Source organism: Limnospira fusiformis SAG 85.79 (assembly GCF_012516315.1).
GTDB lineage: Bacteria > Cyanobacteriota > Cyanobacteriia > Cyanobacteriales > Microcoleaceae > Limnospira > Limnospira fusiformis.
This window is the reverse complement of sequence record NZ_CP051185.1, coordinates 4797817-4823922: the sequence shown is the minus strand read 5'-3', so window position 1 is coordinate 4823922 and position 26106 is coordinate 4797817. Positions and strand designations below refer to the sequence as shown.

General features: G+C 44.7%; 17 protein-coding genes and 3 pseudogenes. 11 read left to right on the top strand and 9 right to left on the bottom strand.

What is annotated here, in order from left to right; translation table 11 throughout:
* Nucleotides 1-46: 46 nt before the first annotated feature.
* On the top strand, nt 47-1429 hold the full coding sequence (locus HFV01_RS22735) for an MlaD family protein (RefSeq protein ID WP_046320181.1): 1383 nt from the start codon (nt 47-49) through the stop codon (nt 1427-1429).
* 4 nt (nt 1430-1433) lie between these two features.
* On the opposite strand, the gene gatA is transcribed toward HFV01_RS22735, so the two are convergent.
* Nucleotides 1434-2900, bottom strand: a complete 1467-nt coding sequence (gatA, locus tag HFV01_RS22730) for an Asp-tRNA(Asn)/Glu-tRNA(Gln) amidotransferase subunit GatA (protein ID WP_006621483.1) — start codon at nt 2898-2900, stop codon at nt 1434-1436.
* A 159-nt stretch (nt 2901-3059) separates the two neighbouring features.
* Between gatA and HFV01_RS22725 the strand changes: the two genes are divergently transcribed.
* The 6 genes from HFV01_RS22725 to HFV01_RS22700 all read left to right on the top strand — a co-directional run bounded on the left by HFV01_RS22725 (nt 3060) and on the right by HFV01_RS22700 (nt 7728).
* A complete protein-coding gene (locus tag HFV01_RS22725; RefSeq protein WP_006621481.1) occupies nt 3060-3527 on the top strand; it encodes a helix-turn-helix domain-containing protein in 468 nt (155 codons plus the stop codon).
* 28 nt (nt 3528-3555) lie between these two features.
* Complete coding sequence (locus tag HFV01_RS22720; RefSeq protein WP_006621480.1) at nt 3556-4146, top strand: COP23 domain-containing protein; 591 nt, start codon at nt 3556-3558, stop codon at nt 4144-4146.
* Between the two features lie 92 nt (nt 4147-4238).
* Nucleotides 4239-5255 carry a S1 family peptidase gene (locus HFV01_RS22715; RefSeq protein WP_193520409.1) on the top strand — a complete coding sequence of 339 codons (1017 nt, stop codon included), beginning with the start codon at nt 4239-4241 and terminating at the stop codon, nt 5253-5255.
* A gap of 122 nt (nt 5256-5377) precedes the next feature.
* Complete coding sequence (locus HFV01_RS22710) at nt 5378-6430, top strand: M23 family metallopeptidase (RefSeq protein WP_006621478.1); 1053 nt, start codon at nt 5378-5380, stop codon at nt 6428-6430.
* Nucleotides 6431-6539: 109 nt separating this feature from the next.
* Nucleotides 6540-7082 (top strand): photosystem II reaction center PsbP, encoded by a 543-nt coding sequence (psbP, locus tag HFV01_RS22705; protein ID WP_006621477.1) that lies wholly within the window; start codon nt 6540-6542, stop codon nt 7080-7082.
* Between the two features lie 13 nt (nt 7083-7095).
* Nucleotides 7096-7728 carry a Maf family protein gene (locus tag HFV01_RS22700; protein ID WP_006669126.1) on the top strand — a complete coding sequence of 211 codons (633 nt, stop codon included), beginning with the start codon at nt 7096-7098 and terminating at the stop codon, nt 7726-7728.
* On the opposite strand, the gene HFV01_RS22695 is transcribed toward HFV01_RS22700, so the two are convergent.
* The 5 genes from HFV01_RS22695 to HFV01_RS22675 form a co-directional block, all read right to left on the bottom strand.
* A complete protein-coding gene (locus tag HFV01_RS22695; RefSeq protein ID WP_006621475.1) occupies nt 7725-8723 on the bottom strand; it encodes a homogentisate phytyltransferase in 999 nt (332 codons plus the stop codon). The genes HFV01_RS22700 and HFV01_RS22695 overlap by 4 nt on opposite strands.
* A 178-nt stretch (nt 8724-8901) precedes the next feature.
* Complete coding sequence (locus HFV01_RS22690; protein WP_006621474.1) at nt 8902-9807, bottom strand: DNA-methyltransferase; 906 nt, start codon at nt 9805-9807, stop codon at nt 8902-8904.
* Between the two features lie 184 nt (nt 9808-9991).
* Nucleotides 9992-10393 (bottom strand): hypothetical protein, encoded by a 402-nt coding sequence (locus HFV01_RS22685; protein WP_008057127.1) that lies wholly within the window; start codon nt 10391-10393, stop codon nt 9992-9994.
* A 78-nt stretch (nt 10394-10471) separates the two neighbouring features.
* A complete protein-coding gene (locus HFV01_RS22680) occupies nt 10472-12484 on the bottom strand; it encodes an FAD-dependent oxidoreductase (RefSeq protein ID WP_006669125.1) in 2013 nt (670 codons plus the stop codon).
* 186 nt (nt 12485-12670) lie between these two features.
* Nucleotides 12671-13633 (bottom strand): serine hydrolase, encoded by a 963-nt coding sequence (locus HFV01_RS22675; RefSeq protein ID WP_006621471.1) that lies wholly within the window; start codon nt 13631-13633, stop codon nt 12671-12673.
* Between the two features lie 34 nt (nt 13634-13667).
* On the opposite strand from HFV01_RS22675, the gene HFV01_RS22670 reads away from it, so the two are divergent.
* The 3 genes from HFV01_RS22670 to HFV01_RS22660 all read left to right on the top strand — a co-directional run bounded on the left by HFV01_RS22670 (nt 13668) and on the right by HFV01_RS22660 (nt 19690).
* Nucleotides 13668-14465, top strand: a complete 798-nt coding sequence (locus tag HFV01_RS22670; RefSeq protein WP_006621470.1) for a C40 family peptidase — start codon at nt 13668-13670, stop codon at nt 14463-14465.
* Nucleotides 14466-14515: 50 nt separating this feature from the next.
* Complete coding sequence (locus HFV01_RS22665) at nt 14516-15403, top strand: UPF0104 family protein (protein WP_318285885.1); 888 nt, start codon at nt 14516-14518, stop codon at nt 15401-15403.
* Nucleotides 15404-15547: 144 nt separating this feature from the next.
* On the top strand, nt 15548-19690 hold the full coding sequence (locus HFV01_RS22660) for a diguanylate cyclase (RefSeq protein WP_193520407.1): 4143 nt from the start codon (nt 15548-15550) through the stop codon (nt 19688-19690).
* Here HFV01_RS22660 and HFV01_RS32195 read toward each other — a convergent pair.
* The 3 pseudogenes from HFV01_RS32195 to HFV01_RS22645 form a co-directional block, all read right to left on the bottom strand.
* Nucleotides 19680-19973: pseudogene (locus tag HFV01_RS32195) on the bottom strand (response regulator); the annotation flags it as partial. The gene HFV01_RS22660 and the pseudogene HFV01_RS32195 sit on opposite strands and share 11 nt — an antisense overlap.
* A gap of 595 nt (nt 19974-20568) precedes the next feature.
* Nucleotides 20569-21444: pseudogene (locus HFV01_RS22650) on the bottom strand (IS630 family transposase).
* 514 nt (nt 21445-21958) lie between these two features.
* Nucleotides 21959-22852, bottom strand: a pseudogene (locus HFV01_RS22645) (IS630 family transposase).
* A 1357-nt stretch (nt 22853-24209) separates the two neighbouring features.
* Here HFV01_RS22645 and HFV01_RS22640 point away from each other — a divergent pair.
* Nucleotides 24210-26042, top strand: a complete 1833-nt coding sequence (locus tag HFV01_RS22640) for an AAA family ATPase (protein ID WP_006621467.1) — start codon at nt 24210-24212, stop codon at nt 26040-26042.
* Nucleotides 26043-26106 lie beyond the last annotated feature (64 nt).

Sequence of the window (26106 nt, the reverse complement as noted above, 5' to 3'; positions counted from 1 at the left end):
TAGCCTAACATTATGAAGATGGGACAGACAGATGAGAGGATGAATTATGCGATCGCGAAGTGTCCGTGAAGGATCAGTCGGTTTGTTGATTATATTGGGAGTGGGGCTATTTGGGGCCACAGCTTTTTGGCTGCGGGGGATCAGTCTTGGTCAGCAGAGTTACCAAATTCGGGCAGAATTTCCTAGTGCTACTGGTCTTCAAATTGGCGTACCTGTACGATATCGGGGGGTAAGAGTCGGGCGGGTTACCAGAATTCAACCCCAGTCTAATGGGGTGGAGGTGTTGCTAAATATTGAATCTACCGATTTAGTAATGCCACGAAATTCCCAAGTTTTGGTCAATCAGACGGGTTTTCTGAATGAAACATATATTGATATCATCCCCAATATAGTCTTAACTCCTGAGCTGGTGGCTGCTAACCCCATTGCTGCTGACTGTCCCTCGTCAGATATTTTGTGCCATGAGAGTTCGGTTCAAGGTTTACCGGGTATTAGCCCCGATCGCCTCATGGAGACTATGCTTGATTTAGGGGAACTCTATGGCAACCCGGAATTATTTGCTAATCTAAATGCTGCGGTGGAAAATACCGCCCTCGCCGCCGCCGAAGCCACCCAACTGACCACCAAAATGGGGCAATTAGTTGATATAGCTAAATTGGAGTTGGGTAATTTCAGTGCATCCGTGGATCAAAACATGAACTTATTTTCCTCGGAAATGACTCAACTTTCCGATCAGCTAGAGCGCTCCATGCAGGAAGTCAGCGGAGCAGCACTGCAGTCGGCTAATTCCTTAGACCAGGTTACTGGTGATATAAGTGCCTTAACTCAAGAGGTAAATGCCCTGGTTGCTACCAATCGCTCCACTTTGCTGATGACCTTAAATAATATTAATGAAACCAGCCAGGAATTGAGTGTAGCGATCGCTACACTAACCCCAGTTATAGCCCGATTTGAACAGGGGGAACTATTAACCAATCTGGAAACCTTATCAGCCAATGCCGTGATCGCCTCGGAGAACTTGCGAGATGTTTCTCAGAGTGTCAACAACCCGGATAATATAATCTTACTGCAACAAACCCTAGACTCGGCCCGTTCCACCCTGCAAAATATGCAGAAAGTGACCGCAGATATTGAAGATTTGACAGGAGATCCGAGATTGCGCGATAGTTTACGGAGGATCATCAACGGCTTGGGTAATATTCTCGCCTCCACCCAGGAGTTAGAACGCCAAACCGCTGTTGCCGAAACCCTAGCCCCCCTCAGTCAAGCGGCGGACGCGGGGGATGAAAAAACCATGAAACTGCTATTCTCAGAAATCGATTCAGATATATCCGATTTATGGGCTTTGGTCAGTTCACCAGACACCGCCGCTAATTCTCCCCGGTGGACTATTGACAGCACTTCCTCAGTAGAGATTTATGGGGAATAGTTAACTATGAGCTGGGTATGTTTGGGTTATGCTTATGCCAAGGGGTGGCTTGTTCATAAGCATGGGCGACTTCAAACAGACGACTTTCGCCGAGAACTTTGCCAATTAACTGCATTCCAATGGGGAGACCCTGACTGTCAAATCCACAGGGAACGCTGATCGCGGGTAAACCGGCTAAATTGACGGGAATTGTCATCAGGTCGGAAAGATACATACTCAGGGGGTCAGAGGTTTTTTCTCCGGCTTTAAAAGCGGTGGTGGGAGAGGTAGGACAAACTAGGACCTCTACTTGAGTAAAAGCGCGATCGAAATCTTGTTTAATCAGGGTGCGGACTTTTTGGGCTTTCAGATAATAGGCATCATAGTAACCAGCAGACAAAGTATAGGTTCCTACCATGATCCGACGTTTGACTTCCGCCCCAAAGCCTTCGGCGCGGGTTTTGGCGTACATCTCAATCAGGTTATCAGCATCAGGAGTGCGGAAACCATATTTAACCCCGTCATAGCGGGCGAGATTAGCGGAAGCCTCGCTGGGGGCGATAATATAGTAGGTGGGTAGACCATAGCGGAACCGAGGACAGGAGATGACCTGAATTTCTGCGCCTAGGCTTTGCAGGACATCGATCGCTTTAGTAACGGCTTGTTCTACTACGGGATCTAAGCCTTCCCCGAAGGTTTCTTTAATTACCCCAATTTTGATTTTGCTTCTGGGTTTGAGGGAGGGCTTTAAAAAATCGCTATAGTTGGGGATCTCTACGTTAAGACTGGTGGAGTCTTTGGGGTCGTAACCAGCGATCGCATTTAGCAAAATCGCCGCATCTTCGACCGTGCGACCAAAGGGGCCAATCTGATCCAACGAAGAAGCATAAGCTACCAACCCATAGCGGGATACTAGCCCATAGGTGGGTTTCATGCCTACAACTCCACAGAATGAGGCTGGTTGACGAATGGAACCCCCTGTATCCGAACCAAGGGCAACTACTGCCTGGTTGGCTGCTACGGCTGCTGCTGACCCGCCAGAGGACCCTCCGGGAACTCTGGTTATATCCCAAGGGTTAGCGGTGATTTGAAAGGCTGAGTTTTCGGTGGAACTTCCCATCGCAAACTCATCTAGGTTGGTTTTTCCGAGTATAACTGCTCCGGCTTCTATGAGTTTGGTGGTCACAGTGGACTCATAGGGAGGCACGAAGTTCGCGAGAATTTTCGAGCCACAGGTGGTGGTAATCCCTTCCGTACACATATTGTCTTTGACGGCTATGGGAATGCCTGCTAATAATCCGATTTCGTCTCCGGCTGCAATTTTAGCATCGACCTGTCGGGCTTGTTCTAAGGCTCGATCTGCGGTAATACACAGAAAACTTTTAAGTGTGGGTTCTAGTTTATTAATGCGATCGAGCGCTTCGGTGGTGATTTCCACAGCAGAGCGTTCTTTATTTACCAGTTGTTGGTGCAACTCGCAGATCGATGCCATGCGGTCTCCTCTGTTTTAGTTCTAATATTTGAGTTTAGCGAAAAATTGGTAACACTTTACTACCTGATCAGTGGCGATCGCTAAATTTTTGTTTGATCCGGAAATTTTGCCAAACTGACGATAGATCAAGCAGTGTTGTGGATGATGAGATGAGGAGGTATGCCACCAAAGGCTCATATTGAACCCCATTTATCGGTTGATGATCTCAAAAACCGTTACCGACAAGCTAGAGATACTACTGAGTCGCGTCGGTGGCATCTTCTTCATTTGGTTGGCAGCGGTTGGACGATCAAACAGGCGGCAGAGGTTGTGGGGTTAAATTACGACTACGCCAAAGAGATTATCCGACGTTATAACCACGAGGGCCCACCTTCGGTGAGAAACCGTAGTCGCGATCGCCAGCCCCCTGTGGCGCGATCGCTTTTGACTAAATCACAGCAAAAGGAACTCAAGCAGGCTTTGCAAGGTCCGGCTCCTGATGGGGGACCCTGGTCTGGCCCCAAGGTAGCCCAGTGGATTGCTGAACGCACTGGCCGCCAGCACGTTTGGCCCCAGCGGGGGTGGGACTATCTCAAACGATTAGGGATCAATTGGAAGCAACGGAACAATTCTGGTTCGGAATTTTGATCTATTCAGTTATCTGGTTCTAAGGACAATGAAACCAAAATATCTATTTAATTTAGCCACGGGAGGAGCGATGGCGATCGCTTCTTTCTTTGTTTCTAATGGCACAGCCGCTGAAGAAACCGAAATCACACAGTTTCCGCGCCATCGACATCAGCTATATCAGCCACATCAGCGATATAATACAGTAGTGGAACAAGAGTTTTTTTGTGGACGTAGTGATGATGATGTCCCTACTACTTTTGTCCGCAACTCGCGGGGTACTTTTCCCGTAATTCGTTGGGTTTCTTTGGTTTTTAATCAGGCTGGTTATGTGCCACAAACTCGCTGTCGCCAAGTTTCGGCTAAATTTCAGGAGTTCTATGAGCGCGGATTACTTAATTATGTGACTACAGGAACTGTTAATCGACAGCCAGTTATCTGTGTTTCTGATGCTAAGGATGGTCCCTGTTTGGGGGTTCTATTTACTCTCAAACCTAATCAAGATGCTCGCCGCACTATCCGACAGCTTTTTGCTCTACAAGCTAATGCTAATGCTGGTCCTTTGTCGGAAACTGATTCCCGTCTATATTTGGATTTCCAAGAATACCTAGATCAGCAAATTACTTTTAATTCTGATTAAATGCTGATCCTTCTGCCTCCTTAGTTGAGGGGTCCTGGGCGTGAGGAGGGGGCAGGAATAATTAATCATGGCAGTTTTTGATGAGGATTTATATGCTATTACTGCCTTTTTTAATTGCTAATTTTTCGGGAATTTGGCAGCATCATTTAGATTATTTTTTTCTACCTAATAAGTTACCCGCCATTACTTGCTCTACTAATCCGGTATGTGGCGAGGGTGAATCCCGACCTTGTAGCCCTCAAGAGTTGAAGGCGATCGCTGAATCAATTACAGTCAAAATTATTTCTGGGTCAGCTTGGGGGTCGGGAATTATTATTAAAAGAGAAGGTGATTTATATACGGTTTTGACTAATGATCATGTCATCAATACCGAGGAATCTCCCTATTTAATCCAAACTCCTGATGGTCAGATTTATCAAGCCGATTTACTCAAGAATTATTCCTTACAAGGACAAGATTTAGCCCTGATTCAGTTTCAGGGTAAACCTCAAAATTATGCGATCGCTTCTTTCCATCCTTCCGCTACTCTCTCACCCGGTGATAAAGTATTTGGGGCGGGTTTTCCATTTCCGATAGATGCCGATAATATTCAACCCATTAACTTTCACAATAATCATGGCAAACTGATAGACACCAAGCCATCATTAGATCATCTATTTAATCCCAAATCATCCCTCGCCAAATTCCCGGATCAAAAATACCCTCCCACCAGAAATAAAGGATTGAATTTAACCAGAGGGAGAGTCTCTTTAATTCCCGAAAAACCCTTTAAAAACGGTTATCAAATTGGCTATACTAATCCGATCCAAAAAGGCATGAGTGGCGGCCCCCTGTTAGACCGTTGGGGAAAGGTAGTCGGTATTAATGGAATGCACGCTTATCCCCTGTGGGGAGACCCCTATATTTATGATGATGGTGAACAGCCACCCCCAGATTTACGGGAACAAATGAGACATCTAGCTTTTGCCATTCCTAGCGATCGCTTGACTGAATTAGCACCGGAATTTTCCCCAACTACCCATTTATATATTACTGAAATTAATGCCATATTATGGGAATTTAACTATCCTGATTTTCCGTGGTTTTTACTGCCAGAAATTACCCAATAACTGGAGAAAATTACCCACATATCTTCTGGTGGCTGGCGACTGCGTAAAGAGTAAGGCTAACCCGATTAGGGATTTGCTATAATTACTAACGACACATATAAGACATATCCAACATCTGACAAATGCTCAAACACCTGCGATATCTATGCTTATTTATGTTGGGGTTAGGACTATCACTACTGATAGGTTGTGTTCCTCCGTCAATCAGTTTCAGCCTTAATTCCGAACCGGATACAGTGGCGATCGCCACAGATAGTGTGAGTTTGTCTCCACCGCTGAAATGTGAATTAAATAAAGATTGTTTAGTGATTTTATACACCGATCGCGATCCGAGTCCCCAAGCCGTAGATTTTGGCTGTGGTCGTCAAACCTATGATGGTCATAAAGGAACAGATTTTGCCATTCCCGATGAAAGAATGATGGCCAAAGGAGTCCCCGTATTTGCATCAGCCTCTGGTCAGGTATTAAGAGTCCGTGATGGAGTCGAAGATCGGCGAATTAGACATCCTGCGGAAAGGTCAAGGGTAGAGGGTCAAGAATGCGGTAATGGGGTAGTTATTGACCACGGAAAAGGTTGGGAAACTCAATATTGTCACCTGCGGCGGGGTAGTGTGGCGGTTAAATCAGGCGATCGCGTCAATACTGACACAGTGTTAGGAATGGTGGGAACATCCGGTTTAACCTCCTTTCCCCATGTTCACATCACCGTTACCCACCAAGGACAGGTAGTTGATCCTTTTGTCGGTCCGACCTCCTCACCCGGTTGTCAGATTAGCTTAGATCCGATTTGGAATCAACCCTCTGGGTATAATCCCACAGGTTTAATTAGGGCGGGATTTTCCACAGAACCCCCCGACATGGACCAACTTTGGGATGGGAAGCATTCAGAAACCGTCTTGTCCGCACAAATTCCCGCCCTATTATTCTGGGTACAAGCCTATGGTATTTTAGCGGGGGATGAGGTGAAATATCGGATGATTGACCCCAGAGGTAATGTGGTAGTTGACCATAATGACCGCATTCAATCTCCCAGTCTCACCTGGGTCGGCTATGTGGGACAAAGAAATTCTGGCGCTAGTCTACTTCCAGGAGTCTGGAAAGCTGAATACAGCCTTACCCGTGGCGATCGAGTTTTAATAAATGTGCAACGACAGGTTGAGTTAAATTTGACCTAACCAGAGTTAAACAGCCGATTAATGGGACAATGGTTATACTGTCGATCGCTGTCAGAGTCGCTCAAGACTCGATCAAGCATCGATTTTGCAGTAATGGAAATGTGTTTCAATGTTCAAACGAATTGCATCAATTATCCTAGTTGTTGTTAGTCTCACCCTGGGGGGATGTGTAGCCACCGGGGGAGGTCTAAAAAGTTTTGTGGACACAGCAGATGGCTATGAGTTTCTTTACCCTAACGGTTGGGTGGAGGTGAGGGTCTCTAATGGACCCGATGTGGTTTTTCACGATATGATCGACTCCACCGAAAATGTTAGTGTGGTGATTAGTTCTGTGACTAGGGGTGATAGTTTAGAGGAAATTGGCACTCCCACAGAGGTGGGATATACTCTCAGTAAAAATGCGATCGCCCCAGAAGGTTCGGGTCGGACAGCCGAGTTGGTGAATGCTGGGAAAAGAGAATCCACCAATAATACTTACTATTTACTGGAATATGCTGTGACTCTTCCTAATCAGCAAAAACGGCATGATTTCGCTAGTATTGCTATCAGTCGGGGTAAGTTGTTTACCTTGAATATATCCACCAGTGAACAGCGTTGGCAAAAAAGCAAAACTCTGTTAGAACAAGTGGTGCGATCGTTTACTGTTTATTAACGGAGATTCTGATATGGTGGACTCAGCTATCACTTTCGTCCTGGCTTCTGCTTCCCCAGCCAGACATAGACTCTTAAAAACTGTGGGAATTGAGCCAGTAGTAATTAACAGTGATTTTGATGAGTCTAGCATTCAGATTGATGATCCGACTGCATTGGTAGAACAACTCGCTAAAGCCAAAGCGGAAGCTGTGGGGAGACGGTTAAAAGACCATCCCCATAGCTATTTGGCAAACGGCAAAAATGCGCTAATTTTGGGCTGTGATTCGGTGTTGGTAATGGGGGGTGAAATTTACGGGAAACCTGCTGATAAACTAGAAGCGATCGCCCGTTGGCAAAATCTTAGTGGTAATGTCGGACAGCTTTATACTGGTCATGCTTTACTGGATTTGAATAAACCCAAACTTTTGGTTTTATCTCGCATAACTCATGTGCATTTTGCGACTGTTGATCAGGAGGAAATCCGGTCTTATGTGGAGACCGGAGAACCTTTGAACTGTGCGGGATGTTTTGCGATTGAAGGGAAAGGGGGGGCTTTTGTTGATAGGTTAGATGGCTGTCATACTAATGTGATTGGTCTGAGTTTACCTCTGCTGCGGTCAATGCTGCGCGAGTTGGGGTATGGCATCACTAATTTTTGGAATTAACCTAATAAACAGGCGATGGGGAATAGTATATATTCCAGAAAAAACAGTTTCCATAAGAGTTGGTAAAAATTGGCGATCGCTTGTTTTTCCCCTAGGTCTACACTGGTGCTTTGCCACCACATAAAACTCAGTAATATCAGATTAGTCATCACTAAAAATACTGGGTTTAAACTTTCATAAACTAGGAAAGCCGCCGCCATCATCCCTAAATAACAGATGGTGATTACTCCCCTAGCTAGATTAAATACGGCTACGGTTCCGAGGCGGATGGTAAAGGTGGTAATATGATATTGGCGATCGCCTTCAATATCGGGGATATCCTTAAAAATGGCAATAGCAAACGTAAACACCAAAATAAATAGGGTTAACACCCAAACCGTCGGGGGTATTACCGGAATTTGCCATAATTGGGGGGTTGATAACTGCTGGCTAAAATGACAAAACAGCCCCAGGTTGACAATCACCCCCCGGACTGTAAATATACATAATGCCGCCCAAACTGGAAATCTTTTTAAGCGTATGGGAGGGAGGGAATAGGCGGTGCCGAGAATTAAACTAATCCCAACAGTAGCTGCCAAAAAAGGCCCCCCAACCACGGCTAAAATAACCGCCAATATCCCTGTAGTGGCTACGATAATTTGACCCTGGCGGCGAGAATATACCCCAGACGCTAAAGGTAAATCGGGTTTATTAATTACGTCTATTTCGATATCTTCTAATTGATTAAGACCGACAATATAGATATTCCCACACAGACAGGCTATCCAACTAATCAGCAGGATGATTAAATTGGTGGGGACAAAAAGGGGATTTTCCCATGTAGTAGGATTAAGTTGATCACTAAATGCGATCGTAAACAACCCCAACACACTGAGACTGGTTCCGATAATGGTATGTGGTCGGGAAAACTTCCAGAAAGCATACAGCCAAGGCGCATTTTTCTGAACCGAGTTTCCAGTAACTTTTGGTAATGTAGTCGAGGAAGTCTGATTCATAATTGAGTTAAACTGATGGTCAATTAATCGTTAATATGCAATAGAGTTAATTGGTGAGATTTTCCATGGTATCCCACCCACAAAATCAGGTAATTGTGATAGTGTTTAGCAGCATCTTAATCACCTAGATGGATAGTATAGCATACCACCATAATTTTGAGGAGATTATTAATATTAATTAATTGGGCAGCGTGAACAGGCTGGGTTGAATAATAATTTCATCAATTCTATTTTGAGCCATTTTTTGATAGGTCTTGACCAGTTCGCAGCCAATAAACTTTCTGTCATGCTTAATAGCAACAACTCCGGTAGTACCTGAACCAGTAAATGGGTCTAAAACCAGATCTCCTTGACGAGTTGATGCCAGTAGACATATTTTAACTAAATCTTCTGGATAAACCGCAAAATGTGCATCCCTGAACTTACCGAGGGGTATTTCCCAAACAGTTCTCTTGTTTCTTCCTTTGGGGTGAAATGCTTGGTCCCATCGACCATCATGCAAATTCTGATTACCGGAGTTTTTGCCATTTTCTGGGGTGCTATTTCGTTTCCCAAAATGATTCCTACCGCCTCTCATTTTTGATTGTTCGGTAAATGTGATATGAGGTTCCCTAATGGCATCAGCATCATAATAATAATCAGTGTTTTTAGAAAACATGAAAATATATTCATGGTCAGTAGTTGGTCTATTTTTCACAGAGGATGGCATAGCATTTGGCTTTTTCCAAATAATATCACTGCGGAGAATCCAACCCCTATCTTTGAGAGCAAATGCCACCCGCCAAGGAACACCCTCAAGTTGTTTATTCCGATAAGTATCACCTAAATTCAGCCACAGCAAACCATTATTTTTTAGTTTGGGTTTTACCACTTCAAAGCAGGTGACCAGATTATTAATATAATCGGTTACATTTGCTTCTCTACCTATCTCGTTGGCACAGCCATCTTTTCCGGTGTAATTTCGATGCCCAAAATAGGGAGGGCTAGTAATTATGGCTTGGATAGAATTATCAGGAATAATTACAGATACAGTGCGGATATCCCCCAACAGAACTTTATTAATAATATGGATGAGATTATCCATTATCTAAAACACCTTGTATATACTTATTTAACTTAATTTGACTGGCTTCATCAAAACCACAAAAGAGGATTCAAATTAAAATGAAAAACCATGTCCATTTGATTGGTAATGGTTGTTATTTCTGATATTGACCAGTTATTGGCGATGATAACCACTATAATATAGCATGGACTTCCCGATGATTTTAAGTCCTGTACAGCCCCCATAATATCCCGAGTAAATAAATGTGCATGACCTCCTTTTTCCATCGACTTATTAGGGGTGCTAACCTCTGCTGAGGTGCATCTCTAATCATCCAGGCAAAAAAGTAAAAGCAGGCTTTTGGGTGGGGGTAAACTCTGCCAATACCATCAAAGAGTAAAGGACGCTTTTCTTCCGGTTCTGCGTAGCAAGCATAAATAATAGATGCCATTTCATCTCGGGTGGCTGACATCATAATCTCGTTGAGTTCTTTATGAGAACCTGTTATCTTTTTGGCGTTTTTTTCTACCCATTGGTAGAAAGGCTTGGCTTGATCAGCAAGTTGGCAGAGTTCTACTAATCGGTAGTGTGTAATATCTACTTGGTGAACTATAATCTCCTTCATCTGATCAGTTTTAGATTCATTGTTTAAGCATTATTACCGAGTTAATGCTAGTAGTTAACTCTAGTCAAATGTCAAAAATTATCTCCAATTTTCCCAAGAACGGTTAAAAATGGAAGTGCGGGGAAATGCGATAGGATTACCATTTTCTTGGATGAACCATTGTAACTCATCTAGTAAAGGCGATCGCCTTGGTAAATCCGCCACTAATTGATAGGGAAAAACATCATTATCAAAAGCAAAAACCGCCGTCATTCCCGCCGCCGCACCCGAAGACCATTCAAAGGAATGCACCCGGTAAGCCGCCGCCGCAATATGGCTAGTAGCAATACTTTTACCCACCACTAATAAATTATCAATTTCCTGGGGAATCATAGCCCGGAGAGGAATTTGGAAGGGGTAAGCCTGTCCTTGTCCGAGACGTTCTCCCTCTCTTTCAGTATTTCCGGGAGTTTCGTGGGGGCTTAAAGTCATACAGGGGTGAAAATCGATCGCATAATGTCCAATACCCACCGTATCAGGATAAATGGTAGATCTTCCTCTGCGGGAAGTCTGTTCAACGGTTTGATTTCTAGCGACTAAAGCTGGTAATTCCAACCCAGCCAAAGCCATCCATAACTCCCTAAATTCTGATTCCGAGAGATTTTCCCGGTAAAAATCCCCGGCAAAATCATTACGAGAAATATCAGTTTCCCAAATCATAAACCCTTGAGGTTGACCGAAGGAAGGGCGACCAATAATCCGTCGCGCCTCTCGCATATAGGGAAACTTAGAGAGTCCGTGGGCGGTTCCCATGGGCTGATCAAATCCTCTCAAAAATCGATGTAGTGGGTACTTATTTTTCACACCATCGCCCAATTGAGAATCAGTAGTCCCCTTGACTAACCAATAAAAGAAACCTTTGGCATTTTCTTCGCCATATTGCAAGGACTGCACCCGTAGTCCGCCCATCCAATTTCCGGGTTCTAGCTGCCCGCTGGCGGCTAGTTGTCGGGGAGTTAGGATTAAATTGTCCTGAGAGGTTCCCGGACGGTAATCATTGCCCCAAGTCCAGTTTTGCATGGAGATATCCCCTGGATAAATAGTCCACCTGCGTGGGTCGGGGTGAAAAGGTCCTTCTGGGTTTTCGCTGTGAATGCGACGGTAAGTAAACACTAGGGTAAAATTAGCTAATCGCTGCAATTCATAGCTGTAGTAGGGCGCATAGCGTTCGTAAAATGGTGGTTTTTCGATGGGTTCTGGCTCGGCGAGGGCTTTCATGGCGAAGGTATAGGTGAAACCCTGGGTGCAATAGGGGTCTCCGGTGACGCTGGAGGAGGTGGGTTCTAGGGGGTTGCGTGGGTCTATACCCAAGTTGTGGGGAATATTGGTCATTCCGATAATTTCCCCGGTTTCTGTGGCTTCTACCACGTACCAGTTAGCGGTTTGTTTATCTGTATTGGCGGGGAGAAATTCGATAATGGTTTTCGTGAGGCGGGGTGAGTCTTCCCAACTGTAAGCATCTTCAATAATTTGGGATAGGGGTTCGCTATTTAGGGGGGGTGTACCGGGGGCGGCTTGATGTTGAATGGCGATCGCACTGAGAATTTGTCTATCTGCTATTTCTACATATTTGGGAACAGTATTAGGAAACCATTTTAAAGTACCTTTACCCTGTTTTGCCGCATCTTGTAGCATTGATAATAAAATGGCGTGACCGTCATAAGGTCGGAAACAAGACTCGCTTACCCAACAAGCACCAGGGTTCAAAATCCCATATTTTTCTTTGATGCGATCGCGCAATTCTAGGTATCCTCGCGGGAAAAATAATAGCGATCGTTGTGTGGCGCGTTCATCCAAAGCCGAGGTTCCCTGGGAGGAAATTTGACCCCCTACCCAGTCAGTAATATCCGTTAAGCAAACTGTCCGACCTGCTAATAATGCCTCATAGGCTGTGGCTGCGCCTGCTAGTCCGCCACCAAACACTAAAATATCACAAGTTTCTTGAGTATCTGTAGTCCTGGGTAAACTCGCCTCCGCTACTTGCTGACTGAACACCGAAGCCACTAGACCCAAGGCAATTTTTACATAAAACGCAGTTTTAATAATCTTCATAATATGTTACCATATAAAACCTGATCATTGCGCGTGAGTGCGTCAATTGGTAGGATACCTCAGACGGATAAATTGACAATTTCAACCATTATATATTCCCTTGACCAAAATTGGTAAGATGCGTCAGAGAGAGCCATGATAACTTTCACCTGAGATGTTCAGGTCTGACGCACTTATGGTTGGGGTTTAGGGTTGGTGGGGTAGCCAGTCGCCTATGCTATCTTTCATGGCAGCTACCACTAATTGAGAAATATAGGGTAAAATCTCCGGGTTTTTACTTTGGGATTTACCCTCGGTAAAAACTACTAATAAATACGGTAGTAAATCGGGAATTTCAATATAAGCTGCATCATGTCTAACTTGAGAAGTCCAGCCCGCCTTTGACCATAACTTAGCATTCTCAGGTAGTCCCTCCCCTAAAAATTCCTTAACCTGATTTTCGGGGTCTTCTGCTAAGGCTGCTGGCTCAAGATTTCTGTGCATCAATTGCATCATTGTTTGAGAGGCTTCCGAAGATGCTGCTACACCTCCGACAATGCTATGTATTAGCCTGGCTGTGGCATTAGTTGTCAGCATATTACGGTTTTCCATCAGTTCCCCTAAAAAGGCTCTTTCCCTACCATAGGCACCATCACACCAGGTTTTTTGATTGACATTAATTGATTCAAGTTCCGGCCAATTCAGGGATTGAAAATAGCGATTAATGATATTTCGTTGATATTTCCAAGTCTCGAAGGGACCGGGTGATAATTCGGGACCGCTGGTGGTTCCAGTTAATACATCCACTACTAAACTGGTAGCATCATTGCTAGAATGTGCAATCATATCTTTAATGGCACGTTCTAACTCGGGAGAGATTTGCAACATACCCTTTTCCACCCACTCGTAAACAGCCACCAAGTAGAATAGTTTAACTACACTGGCTGGATAAATGCGTTCAATTCCCCGATATGCAAACCCCCTAACAGGATATTTCCAAAATTCTTCGGGAGTAAGTGCGCCTCCGGTATTCACAGAAACTGGCGGGTCATAAATTACCCAGGTCATGGCTATTTGATTGGCGCTTAGTCCTGGAAATTTACTCCGGGTTGCCTCTATAATGCTTGTGCCAAGAGTTTGTATCTTTGGGTCTGGATGGAAAAATGCCATAACAGGAAATTAGTTTTCAATATTGGTGACAAATATGGTCGTTGATGGATTATCGGATATTTTGGGGAAGGTGGCGACAGTTGTTGGCACTGATGCTACAGTGTCACTAAAGCTACTCCCAGTTGAGTATAAATGCAAAGGTGATCTGAATATTTATGATTCTCCTGAGTGTAGCACTCTGGCAACTCAGGCGGCTACTGGACGACACCTGCGCCTGTTTGAGGTTAACACGGCTGAGAATATTTCAGCTATACCTGTGCAATTGTGGGAGGATGATTACCCGGGTTGGTTGGCTGCGGGGGATGTTGAACATTTGCTAAAGCCTCCATCACCATTACCCCGTACAATTATATCATCCGAAACGATTAATCAGGCAATAAATAAGGCGATCGCATTTTGTCACCAAGCTGCAAAAATTGGTAATACTTACCTATGGGGAGGGACGGTCGGACCTAATTATGATTGTTCCGGTTTGATACAAGCTGCTTTTTCTCAACAGGGTATTTGGCTACCCAGAGACGCTTATCAACAACAGGCGTTTGTTCAACCTATACCACCAGTTATCTGGGAAATGCAGCCAGGGGATTTAGTTTTTTTTGGTACAACATCTAAAACTACTCATGTCGGTCTTTATTTGGGTGATGGTCAATATATACATAGTTCCGGCCCGGAACATGGTAACAATGGCATTGGTTATGATGAGTTGTGGCACCACGCAAATAATCCGGTTAGTCAATATTATGCCGAACATTTTATCGGCGTGGGTCGGGTAGTTTCTAGCTATCCTTTTGATGCTTTTGGTAGGTTTCATAGACAGAGGGTTAAGTTTTGAAATCCTATATATCTCGGTGTAAACCTTGGTTACGCTGGCTGGTTTTGGGCATGACTTTATTTTTCCTGGCTACGGCTATTAAAAACCACTGGCGAGAGGTGGCATCACTGCAAATTACTGGCAAAAGTTGGGGATGTTTAGCCATGGCTTTGGCAGTCACTTTTCTGGCTCATTTATGGTCTGCCTGGGTCTGGTTATTGATTTTAAGGGAGTTTCAATCTGTGGGTGATGCGGGGATTAATTATCGCCGGGGACTACAGATTTATTTGAAAACTAATATTGCTAAGTATATTCCTGGTAATATTTGGCATTTTTATGGGCGTATTATAGCTGTTAAAAATGCGGATATAGCTTTAGGTATAGCAACTTTAAGTGTTTTACTAGAGCCGTTATTGATGGCGGCAGCGGCTTTATTGATAGCTTTGATAACTATCAATACTGCTCATTTATGGTTGCAAATTTTATGTCTAATTGTGGTTTTAGGTGCTGTTAATCCGGGGATTTTAAATCCGGTTTTGGGGTGGTTAGGAAGAGTTAAATTAAGGTCGAATAATTTGGCGAATACAGAGGAAAAACCATCTACACCTATACAACTACAACGCTATCCGATTAAGCCTTTGTTAGGAGAGTTGGGATTTGTGGGTTTACGGGGCATTGGGTTTATGATAACTCTGGTGGCTATGGGGTATTTTAATTGGCTGGAAGTGCCGAGGGTTTTTGGTGCTTTTAGTTTAGCCTGGTTATTAGGGTTGGTGGTTCCGGGCGCTCCGGGAGGTTTGGGAGTGTTTGAAGCTACAGCTTTGGGATTATTAGAAAGCTCGATCGCCCCCGGTATTTTATTGGGGACGATCGCTTTTTATCGGGTAGTTAGTATTACGGCAGAAACGGCGGCTGCGGCTTGGGCGGCTGGAGATGAAAAAAGTAGAAACTCAAGGTAAATTGCTCTGGTTGTGGGTTAATTATCAATGCTGATGGTAATCTAACCATAAATATTATATAATCTGGTCAGCTCAACTTTAGTCTAGTTTGTGTCTTGATTAGATCAAAACATATTCCCCAGTGAAATTTTCTTGAGATCAGCTATGCAACCAGAAGTCAAATCAGCGATAATTCGAGATCCTTTGGTAGTATCAGGTGATTTAACCGTCATGGAAGCGATCGCCTGTATGAGTGGTGTCCGCCTTCAGTGCCAGATGACTGATAATATATCAATATCCGAGTCAGAACCAGACCTATACAGCCACTTAACTTGTGTAATAGTGTTGCAAGACCTAATGGTGGTTGGCATCCTGACACAGCGCGATATTGTGGGTCTAGCCGCCCAACAGCAAAATCTGGAAGAGTTGCTAATTCAGGAAGTAATGACTCCCTCTGTAATTACTGTACGGGAATCAGAACTTACTGACTCACTGACTACAATTAACTTACTACAAAAGCACCGCATTCGACATTTACCTATAGTTGATGATAGCGATCGCTTAGTGGGACTGGTGACCCATGAGAGTCTGCGAAAATTGATGCGCCCCATTGACTTATTACGGTTGCGGTTAGTCTCGGAAGTGATGACCCGCAATGTTGTATCTGCTAACTGTGATCAGACCATGTTAGAAATAGCCCGGTTAATGTCGGAAAGACGGGTGAGTTGTGTGGTAATTGTGGAAACTCAGGGTCATGGTGATCATGCTATGCCAATTCCCGTAGGAATTTTGACCGAGAGAGATTTAGTGCAGTTTCAATCCTTGAGTTTAAACTGGGAAAATATCCGGGCTGAAAATATGATGAGTTCCCCGTTATTTACCATTAAACCACAGGAGAATTTATGGGAAGTTCAGCAACTAATGGAACAGCGCCGCCTGGGGCGGGTGATAGTCACGGGGTCAAGGGGTGAACTATTAGGAATAGTCACCCAAAGCAGTTTGCTGCAATGTTTGAATCCGTTGGAACTCTACAAATTGGCGGAGTTGCTCGAGGAAAAGGTATCGCGGCTAGAATCGGAAAAATTCAAACTCTTAGAAAATCGGGCGGCTGAATTAGAAGCACAGGTTAAACAGCGTACTGCTGAATTAAGCAAGCGGGCTGAAGGCGAAAAGTTAATATCAGAATTAGCGACGAAAATTCGCTCATCCCTAGATTTACAGACCATTTTGGATACGACTGTTGACCAAGTGCGACAGGTGCTAAAATGCGATCGCGTTAATATTTGGCAGTTTGGCGATAATTGGGAAACGGTAGTTGTCGCAGAGTCTACTAATTCGCCTTTTTCTTTGATGGGAGAACGCATCGCAGATACCTGTTTTCAGGAAAACCAAGCGGAGATTTATCGCCTAGGAAAGACTAGGGTAGTGTCGGATATTTATACCACAGAAATGACGGACTGCCATAGAGAGATGCTGATCCGCCTTCATACCCGCGCTAAAATTTTACTACCTCTGCTGTGTGGTGATCAACTTTGGGGTCTGCTTAATGTTACTGAAAGTGAACATCCACGCCAATGGAAAACAGAAGAAGTGGAACTACTACAAGCGTTAGCTGTACAATTAGCGATCGCCCTTAAACAAGCCACTATCCATCAAAAATTACAGGTAGAATTACAGGAAAAAACTAGGGTAGAAGCGGAACTCAGAAAAACGGAAAATCAACTGCGGAAAGCTCAAAAAATTGCCGGACTTGGAACTTGGAATCTCAATCATAAAACCCAGACATTATCATGGTCTGAGGAGGTGTTTGCTTTCTTTGAAATTGAACCGGAAAACTTTAGCTATACCCACCAGGAATTTATCAGCCTTGTACATCCTCAAGATCGCGATTTAGTCAATGATATGTATAACCAACATCTATGCGATCGCCAGTCTTATAGTGTGAGTTACCGGATTTTACTCAATGATGGTAGGATTAAGTATGCACAAGAATATTGCCAGACTATTTATGATGATAATAATCAGCCCATTATATCTGATGGAACTATCCAAGACATCACCCTACAAAAAGAATTAGAACAGGAACATATCCGCGCGGAAGCTATGCGACAACAGGCTGAATCTATTAGCCGGGAAGTGAAACTATTAGATAATATTTTAGATATCATCCTAGCGGGATATTGGGATTGGGATATTCCTGGTAATAAAGAATATATGAGTCCCGGCTTTAAGCGTATGTTTGGCTATGAGGATCACGAAATCCCCAACGTACCGGAAAGTTGGCAAAAACTGATTGTTCCAGAAGATTTACCGCGAGTATTCGATATGTTTGAAAAACATATAAAAAGTCGTGGTAAAATCCCCTACTACAACGAACTTCGATATCGCCACAAGAATGGTTCCACGGTTTGGGTGGTGTGTTCTGGACAGGTGATTGAGTGGGACGACGATGGTAATCCGAAGAGGATGGTAGGCTGTCATATTGATATTAGCGATCGCAAAAACTCCGAAATTGCACTTGCAGAAAGCGAGGCGCGTTATCGCAGCATTATTGAAACTACCCTAGAGGGGGTGTGGATAATTGATGGGGACGCTAAAACTACCTTTGTGAATCAGCGAATGGCAGATATGCTGGGTTATACTCCATCGGAAATGCTAGGTATGGGGTTAATGGACTTCTTGAACTCTGAAGACCAACTTGAAGCCCTCAACTACCTGGAAAGGAGAAAGCAAGGTATTCAGGAACAGCATACCTGTCAATTTCAACGCCGAGATGGGACGGCTTTGTGGGCGATCGTTTCTACTACGCATCAGTTAGATAACCAGGGTAACTTTGTGGGGGCTATTAGCTTATTAACTGATATTAGTCAACTGGTGAGTATTCAAGAAGCCTTAAAAACTTCGGAAATGCAGCTTAGTGGGATTCTGAATAGTTCCGAATATGGGATTATGGCGTTTCGTTCGGTTCGGAATGAACAGGGTAAGATTATTGATTTTGAATGGTTATTGGTGAATCCTAGCGCTGGTAAAGTAGTCGGTAAATCAGCAGATGAGTTAATTGGGAAAAGGTTACTGGAGGAATTGCCAGAGTATCAAGAAAGTGGCTTATTTGAACACTATGTGGAAGTGGTAGAATCGGAAAAATCCGTGAAAAAAGAGTTTTATTATAACCAGTATGGCATTGACTTTTGGTTTGAAAATATTTCGGTCAAATTAGGGGATGGTTTCGCGGTTACTTTCCGTGATATCACCGGAATTAAACAATCGGAAAAAGCCCTAAGTCTAGCAAACGAACAATTGAATAATCGGATCAATGAACTAGATCAACGCCATGCAGAAATGTTGCTTTTGAGTGAAATTAGCGACTTTATGCAGGCGGCTTTGACTGTACAAGAAGCCTGTGAAGCGATTAGCTATTTGCTAGAACCCCTTTTCCCAGAATGTGCTGGCGGAATTTTTTTGATGGCGGCTTCCCGGGACTCGCTGGAAATGATTTCTTCTTGGGGAAAAGAATGCACCTCAGTCTCGGTTTTTGTGCCGAAAGATTGTTGGGCTTTGCGCCGGGGAAGGGTACATTTATGTAATCATGAAAAAGGGGGTATTTCTTGCCGACATATTCAGGTAAGTTCTACCCTATCTTGCACATTGTGTGTTCCGATGATGGCTCAGGGAGAGACTTTGGGTTTGTTTTATCTAAGTACAGATTCGGCGACGGCTTTATCTGAGGGTAAACAGCAGCTTGCTCATACGGTGGCGGAACAGATAGGGATGGCGATCGCCAATTTAAACCTCCGCGCCACTCTGGAACATCAGAGCATCCGTGACCCTCTCACCGGACTTTTTAATCGTCGCTATTTAGAGGAATATTTGAGTCAGGAAATAGCCCGCGCCCAACGGCAAAAGCACCCCATTGGGGTCATCATGATGGATATAGACAATTTTAAGCATTTTAATGATACATTCGGTCATGATGCGGGGGATTATGTATTACAAAAAGTGGGAGAACTGCTGAAACAGAAGGTGCGAGAATATGATGTTGCTTGTCGCTATGGGGGTGAAGAAATGACCCTAATTTTGCCGGGGTCTTCCCTAGAAAATACTTCCATGAGGGCTGAACAAATTAGAGAGGCGATCGCCTCCCTTGTAGTAGCCAGTGGTGGTCAACATTTAGGCAGTATCACCGCCTCCTTCGGTGTGGCAGCCTTTCCCAAGCATGGTAGTATAGGTATAGACCTAATCCAGGCGGCTGATGCTGCTCTCTACCGCGCCAAAGCAGACGGACGCAACCGGGTTGTGATTATTCCATAATCATGAGAAACTTACGGCAACCCGCCCCTAAATTATGCTTTAGCGATCGCCGGTTTCCCACAAAGTACGCGCGTAACATTCGCCCCGCGGCTTCCAGTTCATCGTACAGGCGCAGGCTTAGTAAAATAGCCTCTCGCGCCTAATTGATAAGCCATCTGGCGGTGTCTGTCAGCCCCCCCCTAGAAGTTAACATAGCAATAGGTAGACCTTCGAGTTGTGGGTCTTTCTGCATTCCGGAGAGAAGTTCCAAGCCGTCCATACGAGGCATTTCAATATCACAGAAAAAGTTGGCTGGTTTTTTGCGCGGCGTATCTCAGCACCCGCCCCTACAGGGTGGGCGGTTTGTTGTTGGGTTGTTGTTTCCCCTGTTTGAGAACAGTCAGCCAATCTTTGGATTAAGCGATGGCTTTCCCTTCATGGGGTGGAAAGGTAAGGCTATACGTCTTGCTGCCTCGTATCGGACGATTCGGGTATGAAATAAGGCTGAGATGCCTGAAATAACCACCCTGTGGGGAATCCAGCCCCGAGTCTGGATATAAGAGGCTCGTCTCTGACCATCCCCATAACTGTTTATATGTCCCGACGTTTGGAACTCAACCTCTCCAAACAAGGCAGGGAACTCAAGGTCATAAAACAAACTGTTTTGATTGGGAAGTTATGACCCCATGATAACAATGAGTAGAGAGTGCGAAATGTTTAGGAGACCAAATAAGGCTGTTATGCCTGAAATCACCTCCTAGTGGGGAAGCCAGCCCCGAGTCTGGATAAGAGGTCGGAGCCTCGAACCATTCTCCATAACTGTTTATACGTCCCAACGTTTGGATTGAACCCCCAAACAAGGCAGGGAACTCAAGGTCATATAGCATTAGTCAAGGTGGTTAGGACGCAGCTTTGAGAACGGAATCCATGGCATCATCGAGAGAATCAAACTGCTCAATACAATGGCGAATGCGGGCTTTCAACCACGACCAACATTTCTCTATCTTGTTGAGGTCTGGCGAATAAGGTGGTAGATAGAGCCAACGGCATTGAGCCGCCTCCACTAGCTCAGGAATCCGTCCCCCTTTATGAAACGTTGCATTGTCTAGCACTAGAGTCTGACCTGGCTTCAGTGCTGGAATTAAGATGAACTCCAACCACAACTCAAACACTGTCCGATTACAACAACCCTCAAAGCTAAAGGGGGCTAAGAGTTGTTGATGACACCATGCGGCAATCATGCTCACCCTGCCCTACCTCTTCCCTGATTTGAGGGCATGGAAGCGTTTTCCTTCCTCGCAGTAACCATAAGGGTAATCCGAGTCCTGACTATTCATGCCGGCTTCATCGAGGTAGACCACTTCTTGTGGCTCCATCTGTTCAATCTGAGCCATAAACTCCTCTCGCTGTTGCTCATCACGTTCTTGGTAGCCGTAAGTTTTTTTTCTGGTGAAGCCAATTTTCTTCAAGGCTCTGGATATGGTGCGAGGAGAGATGTCGTCATCCCAAAGTTCAGCCATTTGAGCTGCTGTTTTGTCGCCATGCTCTTGGGCAAAAGCCTTGAATTTTTCCCAGTCAGTAATTTTGTGGTTATTGCCAGGTCGGTGATGAGGTTTAGGGAGGAAGTCTCCGGTCTGTGCTTTTCTTTGCAGCCAGAGATTAATGGTGTTCCGGCTGACATGGAAAACTTGACTGGCTTCTGTTTTGGGCATACCGTCTAGTTCAATTGCATCAATAACTTTTTGTCTGAGGTCGTAACTGTAGGGGGCTGGCATTTTGGGTCTTCTTAGTCATCTCGTCCTCTCCATTATACGTCCTAACTTTCCTGTCTGGTGCTATATCAAGCACGGTTTTGAATGGGAGTTGGGGAAGGCGACTTCCCTTTCGACCCCTAACCTTAGAGGGTGAAGGATGTGACCAGAAGCTAAAGCCCAATTGTCATGGTGGGGATATGCCCACAGGTCACGGTGTGGATATAGATACTGCGATTATTAGGAGTGTAGTGGCGAGAACGAGTTGAAAGACTACGTGCTGCATAAAGCTCTGAACATTAAAGTACGAAAGCAGGGGGTAGTAACCCTGTTCATCAGACAAAAAGGGTGTCCACATCAGGAGCCGTGTGATGGGAAGCTATCAAGCACGGTTTTGAATGGGAGTTCGGGAAGGTGACTTCACTCTCGACCCCTACCCTTAGAGGGTGAAGGATGTGACCAGAAGCCAATGCCCAACTGTAATGGTTGGGATATGCCCAGAGGTCACGGTGTGGATATATAGCACTAGTCAATACGGTTAGGACGCAGTCTTGAGAACAGAATCCATGGCATCATGGAGAGAATCAAACTGCTCAATACAATGGCGAATGCGGGCTTTCAACCACGACCAACATTTCTCTATCTTGTTGAGGTCTGGCGAATAAGGCGGAAGATAGAGTAAACGGCATTGAGCTGCCTCCACCAGTTCAGCAATCCGCCCCCCTTTATGAAACGTTGCATTGTCCAATACTAGAGTCTGACCTGGCTTCAATGTTGGAATTAAGATGAACTCCAACCACAACTCAAACACTGTCCGATTACAACAACCCTCAAAGGTAAAGGGGGCTAAGAGTTGTTGATGACACCATGCCGCAATCATGCTCACCCTGCCCTGCCTCTTCCCGGATTTGAGGGCATGGAAGCGTTGTCCTTCCTCGCAGTAACCATAAGGATAATCCGAGTCTTGACTATTCATGCCAGCTTCATCGAGGTAAACCAACCCTTCCGGCTCCATCTGTTCAATCTGAGCAATAAACTCCTCTCGCTGTTGCTCATCACGTTCTTGGTAGCCGTAAGTTTTTTTTCTGGTGAAGCCAATTTTCTTCAAGGCTCTGGATATGGTGCGAGGAGAGATGTCGTCATCCCAAAGTTCAGCCATTTGAGCGGAGGTTTTGTGGCCATGCTCTTAGGCAAAAGCCTTGAATTTGTGCCAGTCGGTAATTTGGTGGCTATGACCAGGTGGGCGATTAAGTTTAGGGAGGAAGTCGCCGGTGTGTTCTTTTCTTTGCAGCCAGAGATTGATGGTGTTCCTGCTGACATGGAAAACTTGACTGGCTTCGGTTTTGGGTATACCGTCTAGTTCAATTGCATTAATAACTTTTTGTCTAAGGTCGTAACTGTAGGGGGCTGGCCTTTTGGGTCTTCTGTAGATATCCTTGCCATTATACGTCCTAACTTCTCTGTCTTGTGCTATAGATACTGCGATTATTAGGAGTATAATGGCGAGAGCGAGTTGAAAGACTACGTGTTGCATATAGCTCTGAACAAAGAAGGACAAAGCAGGGGGTAGTAACTCTGTGCCAATGACAAATAGGGTATCCACATCAGGAGCCGTGTGATGGGAAACTATCAAGCACGGTTTTGAATGGGAGTTGGGGAAGGCGACTTCACTCTCGACCCCTACCCCTAGAGGGATAGAGATGTTGCAAGAAGCAAATGCCTTATGTAATAGTAAGGATAAGCAGACGTGCCACGGTGTAGATGTAAATCCTGTAATAAGTAGGAGTATTACGGCGAGAGCGAGTTGAAAGACTACGTGCTGCATATAGCTCTGAACAAAGAAGGACAAAGCAGGGGGTAGTAACTCTGTGCCAATGACAAATAGGGTATCCACATCAGGAGCCGTGTGATGGGAAACTATCAAGCACGGTTTTGAATGGGAGTTGGGGAAGGCGACTTCACTCTCGACCCCTACCCCTAGAGGGATAGAGATGTTGCAAGAAGCAAATGCCTTATGTAATAGTAAGGATAAGCAGACGTGCCACGGTGTAGATGTAAATCCTGTAATAAGTAGGAGTATTACGGCGAGAGCGAGTTGAAAGACTACGTGTTGCATATAGCTCTGAACAAAGAAGGACAAAGCAGGGGGTAGTAACTCTGTTCCTTTGACAAATAGGGTATCCACATCAGGAGCCGTGTGATGGGAAACTATCAAGCACGGTTTTGAATGGGAGTTGGGGAAGGCGACTTCCCTTTCGACCCCTACCCCTAGAGGGATAGAGATGTTGCAAGAAGCAAATGCCTTATGTAATAATAAGGATAAGCAGACGTGCCACGGTGTAGATGTAAATCCTGTAATAAGTAGGAGTATTACGGCGAGAGCGAGTTGAAAGACTACGTGCTGCATATAGCTCTGAACAAAGAAGGACAAAGCAGGGGGTAGTAACTCTGTGCCAATGACAATGGGCATCTACATCAGGAGCCGTGTGCTGGGAAACTCGCAAGCACGGTTTTGAATGGGAGGCGATGGAGGCGACTCCGTTCTCGACCCCTGCTTGGGTTAAAGGTAAGGCGATACGTGCTACGCACACGCTACGCGATCGCATTTCCGATAGTCACTGGAATCTAAGCTGAACCAATGTGTCTAGCAGAAACTGAGAGATTTTTAGATAATTTAAAAATTCTTAATATGCACTATGCGGGAATTGTGTTCAACCGTATCATTAGACAGGGAGATATCAGTCAAGACTGCTATAATGTATTTTATTAATTGACTTTTGAGGGACTTTATGAGTGATTTATTCAAGGGATTTGAGCAGTTGCTAGAGTTAGTAAAAGCTCTAGAGGAAAAAGTTGAAAATGGAGAAATTAAAACTGAATATCAGTTTAACTCACGCTCATTAAGCAGTATTCCCAGAACCGGTAACATTCCCCGTCCTAATAATACAACTAGTAATGTTGGTACTAGTTCCATTCGTACACCTTCTTCCCCCCCTCGTAATACAGGTGCATCTGACCCCAATGTACAACCTGAACCTAATTTAGGTATAACTCTCAAAGATATTGGGGGATTAAACCAAGAACTCAAAGAACTCAAAGAACTGATTGCTATTCCTTTAAAACGCCCTGACCTGCTAGTTAAGTTAGGACTTGAACCTACACATGGGGTATTATTAGTTGGTCCCCCCGGTACTGGCAAAACACTCACAGCTCGTGCGTTAGCTGAAGAACTGGGGGTTAACTACATTGCCCTTGTTGGCCCTGAAGTCATCACCAAATATTATGGTGAAGCAGAGCAAAAACTGCGGGCAATTTTTGAAAAAGCTGCCAAAAATGCTCCCTGTATTATCTTTATTGACGAGATCGATAGCTTGGCCCCAAACCGTAGTGCAGTAGAAGGGGAAGTAGAAAAGCGTTTAGTTGCTCAACTATTGAGCCTCATGGATGGTTTCTCCCAGAACAAAGGCGTGATTTTACTGGGGGCTACTAATCGCCCTGATCATCTTGACCCAGCTCTACGCCGTCCTGGACGATTCGACAGAGAAATTCAGTTTCGAGTTCCAGATATCAATGGGCGCAAAGAAATCCTGGAAGTTCTGACTCGTGCTATGCCCTTAGATGATTCAGTTGATCTGGAGTTTATTGCCGATCACACCGTGGGATTTGTGGGGGCTGACTTAAAAGCTGTCTGTCAAAAAGCCGCATACACAGCTTTACGCCGTCAGGTTCCTTCCATTGATATGCAAATTCCAGAAGATATCGCGGTAGAGCAATCCGATTTCTTGCAGGCTCTCAAGGAAATCAAACCAGCAGTACTTCGTAGCATGGAAGTTGAAGTTCCTCATGTGGAATGGGAAGATATTGGCGGCTTGGAAACCATAAAACAGACCTTGCGGGAATCTGTGGAAGGGGCTTTGTTGTACCCAGAACTCTACAAAGAAACAAAAGCCAGAGCGCCCAAAGGAATACTGTTGTGGGGTCCTCCCGGTACTGGTAAAACATTATTAGCCAAGGCTGTGGCTTCTCAAGCCCGAGCTAACTTTATTGGTATTAATGGACCAGATTTACTCAGCCGTTGGGTGGGAGCCAGTGAACAGGCGGTAAGAGAATTATTTGCTAAAGCCCGACAAGCAGATCCCTGTGTAATATTTATCGATGAACTGGATACATTAGCTCCAGCACGGGGAACTTACACTGGTGATTCTGGGGTAAGTAACAGGGTAGTGGGGCAATTACTGACGGAGTTAGATGGTTTAGAATCGGGGTCTAACATTTTGGTAATTGGGGCTACCAATCGTCCTGATGCCATAGACCCTGCTTTGTTACGTGCAGGACGGTTAGATTTACAATTGAAGGTAGATTTACCAAATTTAGATAGTCGGTTCAAGATTTTACAAGTTTACAATCAGGGCAGACCTCTGTTAAATGTGGACTTGGAACATTGGGCTAAGATAACAGAAGGTTGGAATGGTGCAGATTTAGTATTACTCTGCAATCAAGCCGCTGTAGGAGCAATTCGCCGTTTTAGGTCTCAAGGTGAAACAGATACTGCTGCGATCAAGATTACTGTTGATGATTTCCAAGCTTCTTATGAAGCTTTAAGCCAGCAACGTACAGTTTAGTTCAACCTACGCTTTGGGGCAATTTATAAATTGCCCTAATCCTCTGCTTAAAGAACTGCACAAG

What these genes read in the sequence shown, in the direction of transcription:
- HFV01_RS22675 (WP_006621471.1), bottom strand. Translation starts at nt 13,633, where the DNA reads ATGGCATTTTTCCATCCAGACCCAAAGATACAAACTCTTGGCACAAGC.
- HFV01_RS22660 (WP_193520407.1), top strand. Translation starts at nt 15,548, where the DNA reads ATGCAACCAGAAGTCAAATCAGCGATAATTCGAGATCCTTTGGTAGTA.
- HFV01_RS22700 (WP_006669126.1), top strand. Translation starts at nt 7,096, where the DNA reads ATGGTGGACTCAGCTATCACTTTCGTCCTGGCTTCTGCTTCCCCAGCC.
- HFV01_RS22690 (WP_006621474.1), bottom strand. Translation starts at nt 9,807, where the DNA reads ATGGATAATCTCATCCATATTATTAATAAAGTTCTGTTGGGGGATATC.
- HFV01_RS22720 (WP_006621480.1), top strand. Translation starts at nt 3,556, where the DNA reads ATGAAACCAAAATATCTATTTAATTTAGCCACGGGAGGAGCGATGGCG.
- psbP (WP_006621477.1), top strand. Translation starts at nt 6,540, where the DNA reads ATGTTCAAACGAATTGCATCAATTATCCTAGTTGTTGTTAGTCTCACC.
- HFV01_RS22725 (WP_006621481.1), top strand. Translation starts at nt 3,060, where the DNA reads ATGCCACCAAAGGCTCATATTGAACCCCATTTATCGGTTGATGATCTC.
- HFV01_RS22640 (WP_006621467.1), top strand. Translation starts at nt 24,210, where the DNA reads ATGAGTGATTTATTCAAGGGATTTGAGCAGTTGCTAGAGTTAGTAAAA.
- HFV01_RS22710 (WP_006621478.1), top strand. Translation starts at nt 5,378, where the DNA reads ATGCTCAAACACCTGCGATATCTATGCTTATTTATGTTGGGGTTAGGA.
- HFV01_RS22735 (WP_046320181.1), top strand. Translation starts at nt 47, where the DNA reads ATGCGATCGCGAAGTGTCCGTGAAGGATCAGTCGGTTTGTTGATTATA.
- HFV01_RS22670 (WP_006621470.1), top strand. Translation starts at nt 13,668, where the DNA reads ATGGTCGTTGATGGATTATCGGATATTTTGGGGAAGGTGGCGACAGTT.
- HFV01_RS22665 (WP_318285885.1), top strand. Translation starts at nt 14,516, where the DNA reads ATGACTTTATTTTTCCTGGCTACGGCTATTAAAAACCACTGGCGAGAG.
- HFV01_RS22680 (WP_006669125.1), bottom strand. Translation starts at nt 12,484, where the DNA reads ATGAAGATTATTAAAACTGCGTTTTATGTAAAAATTGCCTTGGGTCTA.
- HFV01_RS22685 (WP_008057127.1), bottom strand. Translation starts at nt 10,393, where the DNA reads ATGAAGGAGATTATAGTTCACCAAGTAGATATTACACACTACCGATTA.
- HFV01_RS22715 (WP_193520409.1), top strand. Translation starts at nt 4,239, where the DNA reads ATGCTATTACTGCCTTTTTTAATTGCTAATTTTTCGGGAATTTGGCAG.
- gatA (WP_006621483.1), bottom strand. Translation starts at nt 2,900, where the DNA reads ATGGCATCGATCTGCGAGTTGCACCAACAACTGGTAAATAAAGAACGC.
- HFV01_RS22695 (WP_006621475.1), bottom strand. Translation starts at nt 8,723, where the DNA reads ATGAATCAGACTTCCTCGACTACATTACCAAAAGTTACTGGAAACTCG.